12 protein-coding genes and 1 rRNA gene are annotated in these 12,430 nt (G+C 65.9%); 3 read left to right on the forward strand and 10 right to left on the reverse strand.

Annotation, left to right across the window (positions count from 1 at the left end; all coding sequences use genetic code 11):
* Positions 1-3: 3 nt before the first annotated feature.
* The 3 genes from ACNJ7E_RS08640 to ACNJ7E_RS08650 form a co-directional block, all read right to left on the reverse strand.
* Positions 4-360, reverse strand: a complete 357-nt coding sequence (locus ACNJ7E_RS08640) for a Rieske (2Fe-2S) protein (RefSeq protein WP_280779151.1) — start codon at positions 358-360, stop codon at positions 4-6.
* 70 nt (positions 361-430) lie between these two features.
* Positions 431-1,150 (reverse strand): iron-containing redox enzyme family protein, encoded by a 720-nt coding sequence (locus tag ACNJ7E_RS08645; protein WP_009477440.1) that lies wholly within the window; start codon positions 1,148-1,150, stop codon positions 431-433.
* A 152-nt stretch (positions 1,151-1,302) separates the two neighbouring features.
* Entirely contained in the window at positions 1,303-1,749 is a 447-nt protein-coding gene (locus tag ACNJ7E_RS08650) for a GlcG/HbpS family heme-binding protein (RefSeq protein WP_005262083.1), read from the reverse strand.
* Positions 1,750-1,927: 178 nt separating this feature from the next.
* Here ACNJ7E_RS08650 and ACNJ7E_RS08655 point away from each other — a divergent pair, with 178 nt between their 5' ends.
* Positions 1,928-3,619 carry a PucR family transcriptional regulator gene (locus tag ACNJ7E_RS08655; RefSeq protein ID WP_280779154.1) on the forward strand — a complete coding sequence of 564 codons (1,692 nt, stop codon included), beginning with the start codon at positions 1,928-1,930 and terminating at the stop codon, positions 3,617-3,619.
* Between the two features lie 3 nt (positions 3,620-3,622).
* Here ACNJ7E_RS08655 and ACNJ7E_RS08660 read toward each other — a convergent pair whose 3' ends face one another.
* The gene (locus tag ACNJ7E_RS08660; protein ID WP_280779155.1) at positions 3,623-5,005 is read right to left on the reverse strand and encodes an MFS transporter; all 1,383 of its coding nucleotides are present in this window, start codon (positions 5,003-5,005) and stop codon (positions 3,623-3,625) included.
* A gap of 314 nt (positions 5,006-5,319) precedes the next feature.
* Here ACNJ7E_RS08660 and ACNJ7E_RS08665 point away from each other — a divergent pair, with 314 nt between their 5' ends.
* The gene (locus ACNJ7E_RS08665; RefSeq protein WP_418339618.1) at positions 5,320-6,894 is read left to right on the forward strand and encodes a TRAP transporter large permease; all 1,575 of its coding nucleotides are present in this window, start codon (positions 5,320-5,322) and stop codon (positions 6,892-6,894) included.
* Between the two features lie 40 nt (positions 6,895-6,934).
* Here ACNJ7E_RS08665 and ACNJ7E_RS08670 read toward each other — a convergent pair whose 3' ends face one another.
* Positions 6,935-7,795, reverse strand: coding sequence for a LysR family transcriptional regulator (locus tag ACNJ7E_RS08670; protein ID WP_418339619.1), 861 nt, complete (start codon positions 7,793-7,795; stop codon positions 6,935-6,937).
* A gap of 83 nt (positions 7,796-7,878) precedes the next feature.
* Between ACNJ7E_RS08670 and ACNJ7E_RS08675 the strand changes: the two genes are divergently transcribed.
* Positions 7,879-8,883, forward strand: a complete 1,005-nt coding sequence (locus tag ACNJ7E_RS08675) for a bile acid:sodium symporter family protein (RefSeq protein ID WP_283336391.1) — start codon at positions 7,879-7,881, stop codon at positions 8,881-8,883.
* A gap of 7 nt (positions 8,884-8,890) precedes the next feature.
* Here the strand turns inward: ACNJ7E_RS08675 and ehuA are convergent, their stop codons facing one another.
* The 5 genes from ehuA to rrf form a co-directional block, all read right to left on the reverse strand.
* Entirely contained in the window at positions 8,891-9,652 is a 762-nt protein-coding gene (gene ehuA / locus ACNJ7E_RS08680) for an ectoine/hydroxyectoine ABC transporter ATP-binding protein EhuA (RefSeq protein WP_011596790.1), read from the reverse strand.
* Positions 9,653-9,671: 19 nt separating this feature from the next.
* Positions 9,672-10,316 carry an ectoine/hydroxyectoine ABC transporter permease subunit EhuD gene (gene ehuD / locus ACNJ7E_RS08685; protein ID WP_005262076.1) on the reverse strand — a complete coding sequence of 215 codons (645 nt, stop codon included), beginning with the start codon at positions 10,314-10,316 and terminating at the stop codon, positions 9,672-9,674.
* On the reverse strand, positions 10,313-11,044 hold the full coding sequence (gene ehuC, locus ACNJ7E_RS08690) for an ectoine/hydroxyectoine ABC transporter permease subunit EhuC (protein ID WP_005262075.1): 732 nt from the start codon (positions 11,042-11,044) through the stop codon (positions 10,313-10,315). Before ehuC ends, ehuD begins: the two co-directional genes overlap by 4 nt.
* Before the next feature lie 22 nt (positions 11,045-11,066).
* The gene (ehuB, locus tag ACNJ7E_RS08695) at positions 11,067-11,951 is read right to left on the reverse strand and encodes an ectoine/hydroxyectoine ABC transporter substrate-binding protein EhuB (protein WP_105419557.1); all 885 of its coding nucleotides are present in this window, start codon (positions 11,949-11,951) and stop codon (positions 11,067-11,069) included.
* A gap of 225 nt (positions 11,952-12,176) precedes the next feature.
* Positions 12,177-12,293 (reverse strand): 5S ribosomal RNA (gene rrf, locus ACNJ7E_RS08700).
* Between the last annotated feature and the right edge of the window lie 137 nt (positions 12,294-12,430).

Raw genomic sequence — 12,430 nt, forward strand, 5'->3', positions numbered from 1 at the left:
CTCTCAGTCGACTTCGGCCGGCGAAGTCGCGGTCTCGGCGTAATCGGGGCTGCGGGTGAGATCCACGTAGACGACGTCGTCCTCGACCTTCACCGCGTAGGTCGGCTGGCACAGGTCCTGGTCTTCCTCGTAGCCGGTGTCGAGGTCGAACGCCCACTGGTGGCCTGGGCAGATGACCCGCCCGTGCAGCAGGGTGCCTTTCGCCAGTGACCGATCCTGATGGATGCACAGATCACGAAAGGCGTAGATCCGGTCGTCGGCCTGGAACAGGGCGACCGCAGTGTCCCCGACCTCGACGCGAAGCTTCCGGCGGCGGCTGAGCTCACGGACGGTGACCAGCCGGGTCCAGTTCGTCTCCATCGTTCTCTCCTGTCGGGCGAGATGCCTGCGTCGGGAGGGGTCCGATGCGCGGACCCCTCCCTTCGCACGGTCAGGCGGTCGCGAGCTCGAGGTCGGTTGCCACGTACGTGTCGTAGAGCCCCTTCGTGTACGAGAAGCGCATCTCGGCGCCCCACTGCACGAGTTGCAGGCATCGCTGTTGCAACTGCGGGGTATCCGCGTGGTCGAGCACGATCTGGTATCCACGCTCACCGTGCACGACGTCCGACGTGATGTGCAGGTCGAAGAATTCGATCTCGTCCTCGGTGAACCCGTACACCTCACGCAGAGGAACGATCTGCTTCTTGTAGATGCTCGGCACCTGCGACTCGAGTCCGACGACGAGTGCGGCGGTGGCCACGACGAAGTGCTCACGCTGCGACACCGCGTAGCACCAGGACTGCAGACCGCGGGTGATCGCGTTCATGTTCGACGGATCCTCGACGCGTTCCTTCGTGGTGCCGCACGCCTCGGCGAACTTGATGAGGAGGTCGGTGTGCCGAATGTCGGCCAGTTCCTCCTCGTACATGTTCTGGAGGGTGAAATCCTTTGCATTGGTGAAGGTGTCGGGGGTGTTCGAGTAGATGTTCGCGAGGTAGTCGGCGAAGGGTCCGACGTAGTGGTAGTGGTTCTCCGCCCACCGCGCGAAATGGTGCTTCTCGAGCTTGCCCTCGGCCCACGCCTTGCTGAACGACGCGTTCTTCGCCTCGCGGCCCTTGATCGCGTTCTCCAGAGCTGCGCGGAAATCGTCCCTGCCTAGAAGTTCGGTCATGATGTGCCTCGTCTTCCTCGAGTATGAGATTGGTTGGGGATGCTCCGACTGGAGTGAATTCGACGTTATCGACTCGCGGTCTGCCCGACCACGGCCGAAGTGACTGCGTTGGAAGGGTTTCGATGTGCATGTTGTCGGCACATCGTGGGCGTTCAGCTGGGTACTGCGGCGAGGGCTTCGAACTCGGCCAGCATCGCCGCACCGACCGCCTTGTCCTGCTTGCCGTTTCCGCCGCTGATGCCGATGCCGCCGACGATCTGGCCGTCGAAGACGAGGGGAAATCCGCCGACGAACACCGCGAACTTGCCCGGCAGCATCTGGCTGATGCCGAATGCCTCGTTCCCGGGCAACGCGGGACCGTCGGGAGCCTCGTTGAACAGGTGCGTTGCCCGCTCGTGGCCGGCGGCGGTGAACGCTTTCGCGATCGCGATGTCGACGCCGGTGAGGCGCGCTCCCGGCAGTCGGTGCAGGGCCAGCACGTTGCCGCCGTCGTCACAGACGCACAGGGTCTGCTTGACGCCGATTTCCTCGGCCTTCGCGCGTCCCGCGGCGAGCAGTGGGAGTGCGTCGTCGAGGGTGATTCGGTGAACCTGATGCATTGTCTTCTCCGTTGCGTATTCGGGAGGAAGTGATGCACCGATTTCTATCACCGGCATCGCCGGAGGAACCATGGTCAAACTATCCGGCAATCTCGGCGAAATCAGGGCATAGTGCATAGGCAGTGCAGGCGTGCGCTCCGCCATACTGCACTTTTCGACCACCCGAGGAGGGTCCGCAGTGGACGACACCACGACACCGGCCGCAGAGGACGAGCGACTGTCGTTACGCGGCTTGCTGGAAGAGCCCCTGCTCGCGTCGGCCCGGCTGCTGTCCGGTACGGACGCCCTGAGCGGTCCGGTGACGTGGTGCCTGCCGTGGGGTGAGGTGCTGAGCAGGCCCGATTCCCTCGCCGAGGTCGCTGTGTACACCCGGCCCGAGACGCTGTCCGCGCACGGACGTGAACTCGAGTCGCTGGTGGCGCGGGGCGCCGGGGTCCTTCTCGTCGACGGGTCGGCGCCCGCGGGCACGGTCTGGCCGACCGGACTCACGGTCGTGGAGCTGGGTTTTCCCGTCGGGTTCACCGCACTCAACCGGCTCCTCGCCGAGCGCGCACTCACCCAGGAAGCGCACGTGATGCGCTACGCCCTCACCGTGCACCAGTCGCTTGCGGGGTTGCTGCACCGCGGCGCGGGCCTGCCGATGCTGATCCGTGAGGTCGCGACGCTGACCTCGGACGTCGCCGTCGCCCTGGACGTCCGGGGACGCCTCCTCGCGCACGCCGGCCTCCCGGACGTCGAGGACGCGGGCACCGTCGCCCTGCTGGAGGCTCTCGCGGACGCCCTGCCGCGCCTCGAGGAATCACCACCGGCACGGATGCACAACGTTCACGTGTTCCGCCTGGAGCATCCGGAGGGACTGTTCGCGCCCACGACGGCAGTCGCCGGGGCCATGCAACTCGCCGGCCGCTACGAGGGCTGGATCGTGGTCGTCGTCCCCGGGGCGAACCCCCGCAGACACGACATCGCACAGCACCGGGTGGTCGTCGAACAGGCCGGAACGATCATCGGCACCGAGATGCTCCGGCAGCGGAGCGTGGACGAGGCCGAGGAGCGGGCGCGCGGAGACTTCGTCCAGGCCCTCGTGCACGGAAACTTCGCCAACGACCACGACCTGCGCACCCGGGCCGCGCTGCACGAGATCGATCTGGACCTGCACTACATCGTGTTCGTCGCCCCCGGTCTCGTCGACCGGGCGTCGGGACGACCCGGCGCGAGCATGGTCCGGCTGGCACGGTACGCCGCCGGCGTCCTGCCGCGTCCGGGCGTACGTTCGCACGTCACCGTCATCGGCGACGTGCTCGTGGTGATCCGATCGTTGAGCTCCGTCGACACGCCGGGTGTCGAATCCGAGATCAGCGAGTACGCCCACGCCATGTCGCTCGATCTCGAAACCCGTTTGGGTCAGCGGATTCCGGTGGCCCACGGACGTCCCGCGGCGGGTGCCCGCGATGTCGGGGAAAGCTACCGCGAGGCCCGCATCACCCTGGGCATCGCCCAGCGGCTCGGACTGTCCGGTTCGGTGGCCTACAACGACCTTCGCGGGTTCAGTGTGCTCGCCCGCGCCACCGACACCGACGAGAGCCGACGGCTCATCCGTGACGTTCTCGGTCCCCTTCGGGCGTCGAGTTCGCATGCCGACACCGAGGAGTTGCTGTTCGCCTACCTCGAGGAGGGCGGCAACATCAACGCCGCCGCACGGCGCCTCCGGATCCACCGGAACACGATGATCGCCAAGCTCGATCGCACGTCTCGGCTCATCGGCATGGATATCCGGGAACCCGAGAACCAGTTCACGCTGTGGCTGGCTCTCCGTCTCGATCTGCTCTCCCAGGTGCAGGACACCGTCAACCACGAGATCGTGACCCGCTAGCACTCAGCCGGCCACCGGGTTCTCGCCGGCGAACGTCCCGGCCAGTCCGGCGAGCACAACGACGGCCGCCACGGCGAACAGCAGTCCGTACGGATCGGCCGACAGGTGCGCGGCCACGCCCACCCAGGCGGCGCCCACGGCCGAGCCACCGAAGCGGATGAGGTTGAACAGTCCCAGGCCGGTTCCGACGGCCCCGGCGGGCGATCGGGTCGAACCGGCCGCGGCGGGTGTCTGGACCATGCCGATCCCCACTCCGGCGACGAGGAGCACGGCGCCGACGGCGACTGGGTTCCGGACGTCCGCGGACAACGTGATCGTCAGGGCCACTTGACTACTGACCAACACCGCCAGACCGGTTCGCATCACCACCCGGGCCCCGATCCTGTCGACGAGACGCCCGACGACGGGCGCCACGCACGTCATGACGACCGGTAGCACGAAGAGCATCAGCCCCGCCTGCGTGGTCGAACTGCCCGTGCCCGTCAGGTAGAGCGGAAGCGCGAGCAGCAGGGCTCCCAGCGCGAACATCTGGGTGAAGGCAGCGAGCGCACTACGCAGATACCGCGATTCGATCACCAGGTCGATGGGCACGAACGGGTTCGCCGCCCGCCGGCAGTGGAGCACGAACCCGGCCGTGACGACGACTCCGCCGCCGATGGTCGTGATGCTGACCCAGGCGGGCACCTGCTCCATCGAGACGGTCGTGAGGCCGAGGATCAGCAGGACCGCGCCGAGTGTGACGGTGGACGCTCCGATCACGTCGAGCCGCATCTTCGTGCCGGGGTAGCGCGGGATGTAGCGGAGGGTCGCGGCGTACCCGATCAGGGCGACCGGCACCAGTGGCACGAACGCCCACCGCCAGCCCCACCAGTCGCTGACGATTCCGCCCATGGACGGGCCCACGGCCTGCCCGATCCCGTTTACCGCAGCCCAGGCGCCGACGGCGCGCGCTCGCCGTGCGGGCCCGAACAGCCACGCGATCAGGCCCATGACCGCGGGTGCGAACGCGGCCGCGGCGATCCCGCCGAGCGACCGCCACAGCACGAGAACGGGCAGGGACGGCGCGAGCGCCGCGCCGAGCGAACAGACCGCGGTTCCCAGTAGGGCGGCGCAGTACACGCGCCTGCGCCCGAACCGGTCTCCGATCCACCCGGCCAGCGGCATCGTCGCAGCGAAGGTGAGGAGGAATCCGACGACGACGAAGATGCCGCTGCCGAGACCGGCGTCGAAGTCGGTGAGGATCGCGTTCAACGGGACGTTGACGATGTTGTTGCTGACCGTGCCGACGAACGTTCCGGCGAGCAGCGCCGCCAGCGCGGGCGACGTGCCGGGTCCGCGTTCGTCACCCGCGGTTGCACTCTGAGCCTGACCGACCGCCGTGTTCATAGAGTCCACTTTCATCCGAGAATTCGCGTTCCGGCGATGCCAGTTCTCGCCGGAATCCCTTACCGCGGCCCGCTCGCCAAGTTTGGTTAGGCAAGCCTAATTATGAACACAGGATTCCGTGAAACGGCTTCTGCCGAGCATTCCTTTACTTGCGCGTGACAACAAGCAATCCCGGCGAAAAATGCCGGGCACAATGCACAAATACGCTGGTTATCGATGTGCACTCTGGACGTTGACCCTGGAAAACGCCCCGCGCAGTATCACTGCACTGTGACTAGTGCCACTAGTCTGTACCTATTTCGAAGGGGCGCACCGTGGATGTAAGTCTCACCGCCGCACATTGGGTGTATCTCGGAGGAATCATCGTCATCCTCGGGACGATGCTCATGCGGAAGAACATCGTCGTCCCCGCCGTCATCGGCACGTTCCTGATCGCCTTCGTGTTCTCCGACAGCCTCGTCACCGGTCTCGCGTCGATTTTCAACGCGAGCCTCGTCGCCGCCCGCGAGCTGTTCAACATCTTCCTCATCATCTCGCTGGTGACGGCGATGCTCGGCGCCCTCCGGCAGATGGGAGCCGACCGGTTGATGGTCGCCCCGTTCCGGCGCGTCATGCGCGGCGGCACCAGCAGCTTCATCGTCCTGGCCATCGTCACCTACACGATCTCGCTGTTCTTCTGGCCAACCCCCGCGGTTCCGTTGATCGGAGCCGTCCTCATCCCCGTCGCCATCCGCGCCGGCCTTCCCCCGATGGCGGTCGGCATGGCGATCGCGATCTGCGGGCAGGGCATGGCGCTGTCGTCCGACTACATCATCAAGGTGGCGCCGGGCCTGTCGGCAAAGTCGGCAGGAGTCGATCCGGACGTCGTCGCGGACCGCGCCCTGGTGATGTCCCTGATAGTCGGTCTCACCGCACTCCTCATCGCCTACTTCACGCAGCGCAGGCACATGCGCCGCCCCGCACCGGAACTGCTCACCGACTGGGAGGCACGCGCGGAGAGCGACTTCGGCAAGCCCGGCGGCGACGCCCCCGAGGCCGGTGCTACCCCCACCGGCGGCGGCGCGATCGATCGTGCACCGGCCGAAGCGGCGACGAGTGCCGCTCCCCCGACGTCGACGGCGGTCCTCGCCGAACCCGTCACGGCCTCCGCCCGGCAGGTCATCGACGACACGTTCAAGAGCATCCGCGCCGCAAAGACTTTCGCAGTACTGGTGCCCACCGCGTATCTGGCGTTCATCGTCTACCTCATGGTCGGCAAGTTCACCGATCTGGTGCCCGACCTCAAGGGCGGCGACGCGGCGGCGATGGTCGGCGGCATCGCCGCGCTCATCCTCTTCGCCGCGGCCGCGACCAACGACAAGAAGGGTTTCCTCGAGACGACGTCCGAGCACCTGATCGACGGTCTGGTCTTCGCATTCAAGGCCATGGGCATCGTGATCCCGATCGCCGGATTCTTCTTCATCGGCAACGGTGACTTCTCCGCCGCCATTCTCGGGCTTCCTGCGGATGCGACCGGCCCGACGCTGCTCTTCGACCTGGTGAACGCCGCGCAGTCCCACCTGCCGCAGAACGCGTTCGTCACGTCGTTCGGCATCCTCGCCATCGGCATGATCGCGGGCCTCGAGGGCTCCGGATTCACCGGGCTGCCGCTCACCGGTTCACTCGCGGGCGCGCTCGGGCCTGCCGTCGGGATGGACCCCGCAACTCTGGCCGCGATCGGTCAGATGGGGAACATCTGGTCCGGCGGTGGAACGCTCGTCGCCTGGTCGTCGTTGATCGCGGTGGCCGGCTTCGCCCGTGTGCCCGTCCTCGAACTCGCCAGGAAGTGTTTCGTGCCCGTGGTGTCCGGCCTGGTGCTGTCCACCGCGCTGTCCGTGCTCATCTTCTGACAGTTCGACGGCCTCGGTGGGGGCGATTTTCCCGCCGAGGTCACGCGCGCAGTCGATCCGCATTCTCGAGGATGGCGGCGCGCAGCGCCTGCTCCGGTTCGCTGAGAACACTCCGGCGGGCCTCCAGCACGAATTCGACGTCGACGGCGGGTCCCCACTCGTCGCGCGAACGCATCCGCACCGGCGCCAGTCCTGCGGGCGGCAGGGTCTCCGCGTGAAACACGACGCCGAGACCCGCAAGACACGCGGCCCGCAACCCGTTCAAACTGTCCGTCACGCAGGCCACCCGCGCACCGCGCCCGGACTTCTCCAGGACGTCGTGCGCCGCTTCCCTCGTGATCGACGGCGGCGGATACGTCACCAGCGGCACCGGCCCCTCTGCATCCGGAACGAAGTCGGGGGCCGCGAAGAACGCCAACCGGTCGGTCCACACCAGTTCGCCGTGCCGGTCTCCTCTGCGCCGCTTCCCGAACACCAGGTCCAGCCGGCCTTCGTGCAGTTGCCGGAACAACACTTCACTCAACGCCACTGTGAGTTCGAGATCGACGAGCGGATGGCTGCGGCGGAACTCGCCCAGAATATGAGGTAGCTCGTGCAGAACCAGATCTTCGGACGCCCCGAACCGGACGCGTCCCCGCACACCGGACTGGGTGAAGTAGCGCTCGGCGTCCGAGTGCCGCTCGAGTATCGACGTCGCGAAACCGACCATCACCGAGCCGTCCGCGGTCAGTTCGACCGAATGCGTGTCCCGCAGAAACAGGCGGCGCCCGGCGGCCAGTTCCAGCTTTCCCACGTGCTGGCTGACCGTCGACTGCCGCAGGTTCAGGCGCCGGGCCGCGGCCGTGAAACTGCGGGTGCGCGCGACCGCGAGAAAGCTCCGCAGATGAACGGGATCGAACATCACCCATTGTTATCACAGTTCGGCATTACAGTAAACGCGACTATCGTCTTTCGAAATATCCGCGCGTTGCTTACGGTCGAACCATGCTGACGAAGATCCCGCTGCTCAGAAGACTCGATCCGTTCATTCTCGGCATCCTGATCACCGTCGGGATCGCCAGCCTGATCCCCGCGGACGGCACGGCCCTGACCGCGTTCACGTGGGCCACGAAGGTTGCCGTCGGAATTCTGTTCTTCCTCTACGGCGCCCGACTGTCCACGCAGGAGGCGCTGCACGGCCTGCGTCACTGGCGTCTCCACGTCACCATCCTCGCCGCGACGTTCGTGATCTTCCCGCTACTCGGAATCGCTGCGCGCGTGCTGGTCCCGACTATCCTGACCCAACCGCTGTACCTGGGCCTCCTCTACGTCTGCCTGCTGCCGTCGACCGTCCAGTCGTCGATCGCCTTCGTGTCGATCGCCCGGGGCAACGTGCCCGGTGCCATCGTCAGCGCCTCGTTCTCCAACATCCTCGGCATCTTCGTGACACCGCTCCTCGTGGCATTGCTGATGACGAGCGAGGGGGCAGGCTTCGACGCGTCCTCCGCGATCGGCATTCTCGTCATGCTCCTGCTGCCGTTCATCGCCGGCCAGGCGGTGCGGCGGTGGATCGGTCCCTGGGTGAAGAAGCACGGCGCACCGCTCAAGCTCGTCGACCGGGGATCGATCCTGCTGGTCGTCTACGTCGCATTCAGTGAGGGAATGAACGAGGGCATCTGGGGCACACTGTCCGTCGGCCGGCTCCTCGCTCTGCTCGCGGTGTGCGCGGTGCTGCTCGCCGTGGTCCTGTCCGTCACGTGGTTCGGGTCGAAGCGACTCGGCTTCGACCGCGCCGACCAGATCACGATCACGTTCTGCGGTTCGAAGAAGAGCCTCGCCACCGGACTTCCGATGGCCACCGTCCTGTTCGCGAGCCAGCCGATCGGCCTGATCGTGCTGCCGCTCATGCTGTTCCACCAACTGCAGTTGCTGGTATGCGCGTGGATGGCGGGCCGGCTGGCCCGACGCGCCGCCACCGAGGAGACGGAACTCGCGACCAGTTCGAGCTAGCCGGGAATCATTCGGCCAGTACGGCCTTCAGGAAGGTCTTGGTGCGCTCGTTCTTCGGCGCGGTGAAGATCGTCGCCGGGTCGCCTTCTTCCACGACCCGCCCGGCGTCGAACATCATCACCCGGTTCGACACGTCCCGCGCGAACTGCATCTCGTGCGTGACGATCAGCATCGTGATGTCGGTGGTGCGCGCGACGTTCCTCAGCACGTCGAGGACGTCCGCCACCAACTCGGGATCCAGCGCCGACGTGACCTCGTCGAGCAGCAGAATGTCGGGGTCCATGGCGAGCGCTCTCGCGATCGCGACTCGCTGCTGCTGGCCACCGGACAGTTGCGTCGGGTGCGCGGTCTCCTTGTCCGACAGACCGACCGTCTCGAGCAACTCGCGTGCCCTCGTCACGGCCGCGGCCTTGTCCAGTCCGAGCACGTGGATCGGCGCTTCGGTGATGTTCTCGATGACGTTCATGTTGGGGAACAGGTTGAACTGCTGGAAGACCATGCCGATCCGGCGTCGTATCCGGCGCACGTACTTCTCCGACGCCGGCACGAGTTTGCTTCCCTTCTCCTCGTGCGTCAGAGGTACCCCGTCCACCCAGATGACGCCCTCGTTCACCTTCTCGAGGGTCATGAGTAGTCGCAGGATGGTCGTCTTCCCCGATCCGCTCGGACCGATCAGGGTCACCCGGTCACCGCGCGCGACCTGGAAGTCCAGGTGGTCGAGCACGACGTGGTCGCCGAACTGCTTCACGACGTCGTCGAATCGGATCATCGGGGTTGCTGCGCTCGCGTCATCGGGCAAGACGTCTCTCCAATCGCCGTATGAGCAGGGACGTCGGGTAGCTGGCGACCAGGAAGATCACACCCGCCAGCGTCAACGGTTCGAGGTACTGGAAATGCCGGGCGCCGAACTGCTGCGCGGCCGTCACCATCTCCACCACCGTGATGGCGAACAGGAACGGGGTGTCCTTGAACATCGACACCGCGTAGTTGCCCAGCGCCGGGACGACGCGACGGATGGCCTGCGGCAGGATGATCGCACGCCACGTCCGGGTGGGCGCGATGGACAACGCCCGCGCCGCCTCCCACTGGCCGACGGGCACCGCTTCAATTCCCGCCCGGTACACCTCGGCCATGTACGTCGAATAGTGGATTCCGAGTACGACGACACCGATCTGCAGCGGCGACAGTCCCGTGAACGTGTAGTACACGAACAGCAGTTGCACGACGAGCGGGGTCAGCCGGATGAATTCACTGATCGCGCGGACCGGGACACTCACCCATCGCGGCGCGGCCTGCCGAATCAAGGCGATGACGAGGCCGAGAACGACGGAGATCAGGAACCCGAGAACGGTGGCGATGAGGGTGATCTTGAAACCCTCGAGCAGCACGGGCAGTGCCTCGAACGCTCGGTCCCAACTCCACTGGACGCTCATTGCTTCGCGGCCTCCAGTCCCCGTGGGTCGGTGGGTGCGAGGCTGAAGATCTCACGCAGCGACGGTCCCGTGCCGAGGCGATTCTTCGCCCGCACCTCCAGCGCGTTCATCACCAGTGTCAGTACGTAGCCGATGACGAAGTAGATGACGAGCCCGACGCCGAACGCGAAGAGCGTGTTTCCGGTCGTCTGCCGGAGTTGGTCGATCTCGAAGGTCAAGTCCTGCAGAAGGATATAGCTCGCGAGCGCTGTGCCCTTGAGGAGCTGGATCAGGAGGTTGGTCAACGGAGGAATCATCTCGGCCCAGGCCTGCGGGAAGACCACCCGGCGCAACCGCTGCCAGTGACTGAAGTCCAGCGCTGTCGCCGCCTCCCATTGCGATTGCGGCACCGAGTTGATCGCGCCCCGAACCACCTCGGCTCCGTAGGCGCCGTAGTTCAGCCCGAGCGCGAGGATCCCGCAGAGCACCGGGTCGATGAGGTAGCCGAACAGCGGAACCACGTAGAACAACCAGAACAGCTGCACCAACAGCGAAGTGCCCCGGAAGAATTCGATGAACGCGCGCGCCGATCCCCTGATCACGATGTTGTGCGCACGGGCGGCCAGCCCGAGCGCGAGCGCGAGGACGAACGCGAGGAGGGCACCGCCCGCCGTCAGTTGGAGCGTGACAACGATCCCTTCCTGGATGCTCGGCCACGCGTCCAGAAAGGCGTCGATGTTCTCCTTCACAGGCAGCAGACCTCTCCGACGATCAGCCGGCCCCGCCGCAGAGTTTGGCGGTGGTCAGGTTCGGATCGGGCAGTTCCTCCGCGGTGAATCCGAACGGTCCGACGATGGACAGGTACTTGTCCTTGTCGGAGGTGATCTTGGCCAGCTCGGCGTTGTACGCGTCGCGCAACTCGGTGTCTTCCTTGCGGAAGACCGTGCCTCCGGCACCGACCTGAGGTACCCCGTCGATCTCGGCGACGAACGAGCTGGTCACTTCCACCGGGGCCTGCGGGTTGTTCTGCGCCAGCCAGTTCAGTGAGATTCCGGTGAGCGCAAAGACATCGGCTCGCCCGTTGGCGACGGCGTCCATTCCGTCCTGCGGCGACGCCACCTGCATCGCATCGATCCCGAGTTGCTGCGCGTAGTCCGATTCGATCGCCCCGGTCATCGCGGCCATCCGCACCCCGCTCTGCTGCACCGACTGCATGTCGGTGAGCTTCGCGGGATTACCCTTGGGCACCATCAGCGCGGTCGTGTAGTTGAATTCCGGCTCGCTGAACGCTGCCTGCTCGCACCGCTGCGGCAGGATCGACATTCCGGCGCTGACGACGTCGAAGCGGCGGGCCTGCAGGCCGGGAATGAGCGCCCCGAAGTCGGTACTCACGCCCTCGACGTTGTCGATGCCCAGGTTCTTGAAGATCTCGCGGTGCAGGGCCACGGTGGCGCCGGTCAGCTGGCCGTCCTGCTCGAAGCTGTACGGGGCCTCGCCGGCGAAGCCGACGGTCACCGTTCCGCTGTCCTGCAGCTGCTGGAGGAGCGATCCGCCGCTGGTCGTGTCGGTCTTCGTGCACCCCGCCAGGGAGCCGGCGGCCACCATCATGCCTGCGAAGGCGACAGCCGCCCTGACTGCCGGACGTTGTTTCGACATCGTGCTCGTCACCACAGATTCCCTTCGTCACCTCGGGTGATCCGGGAGGACGCGCACCGCACGGCACGATCCCAACGGATCTGCCCGGGCCACGTTACGCAGGCGAAGGACCTGCCATAGGGGAACCGGGGGGACGTTACCGCAGCGTTATCAAATGCGGTCGGCGAATGTCCCCGGGAATGCCGAAAGCCCCCCAACAAGGTTGGGGGGCTTTCGGTAACGGATGTTCGGCGGTGTCCTACTCTCCCACACCCTGTCGGGTGCAGTACCATCGGCGCTGGAGGGCTTAGCTTCCGGGTTCGGAATGGGACCGGGCGTTTCCCCTCCGCTATGGCCGCCGTAACTCTATGAAACTGTCACACGGAACATCAGCGAAGAAACACAACAACAAACAGTGTTGTTGGTGGTGTTCTTCTTTCTTCTGTTCTGAAACGTGTGTGTTGTTTCAGATACTGCACAGTGGACGCGTAGCTTCTTTG

Source organism: Rhodococcus mengyinensis (genome assembly GCF_048381435.1).
Lineage (GTDB): Bacteria > Actinomycetota > Actinomycetes > Mycobacteriales > Mycobacteriaceae > Rhodococcus_F > Rhodococcus_F opacus_D.

Excerpts from the sequence above, each read along its gene's own strand:
- ACNJ7E_RS08645 (WP_009477440.1), bottom strand. The coding sequence starts at position 1,150 with ATGACCGAACTTCTAGGCAGGGACGATTTCCGCGCAGCTCTGGAGAAC.
- ACNJ7E_RS08670 (WP_418339619.1), bottom strand. The coding sequence starts at position 7,795 with ATGTTCGATCCCGTTCATCTGCGGAGCTTTCTCGCGGTCGCGCGCACC.
- ehuA (WP_011596790.1), bottom strand. The coding sequence starts at position 9,652 with ATGATCCGATTCGACGACGTCGTGAAGCAGTTCGGCGACCACGTCGTG.
- ACNJ7E_RS08640 (WP_280779151.1), bottom strand. The coding sequence starts at position 360 with ATGGAGACGAACTGGACCCGGCTGGTCACCGTCCGTGAGCTCAGCCGC.
- ACNJ7E_RS08675 (WP_283336391.1), top strand. The coding sequence starts at position 7,879 with ATGCTGACGAAGATCCCGCTGCTCAGAAGACTCGATCCGTTCATTCTC.
- ehuD (WP_005262076.1), bottom strand. The coding sequence starts at position 10,316 with ATGAGCGTCCAGTGGAGTTGGGACCGAGCGTTCGAGGCACTGCCCGTG.
- ACNJ7E_RS08650 (WP_005262083.1), bottom strand. The coding sequence starts at position 1,749 with ATGCATCAGGTTCACCGAATCACCCTCGACGACGCACTCCCACTGCTC.
- ehuB (WP_105419557.1), bottom strand. The coding sequence starts at position 11,951 with ATGTCGAAACAACGTCCGGCAGTCAGGGCGGCTGTCGCCTTCGCAGGC.
- ACNJ7E_RS08660 (WP_280779155.1), bottom strand. The coding sequence starts at position 5,005 with ATGAACACGGCGGTCGGTCAGGCTCAGAGTGCAACCGCGGGTGACGAA.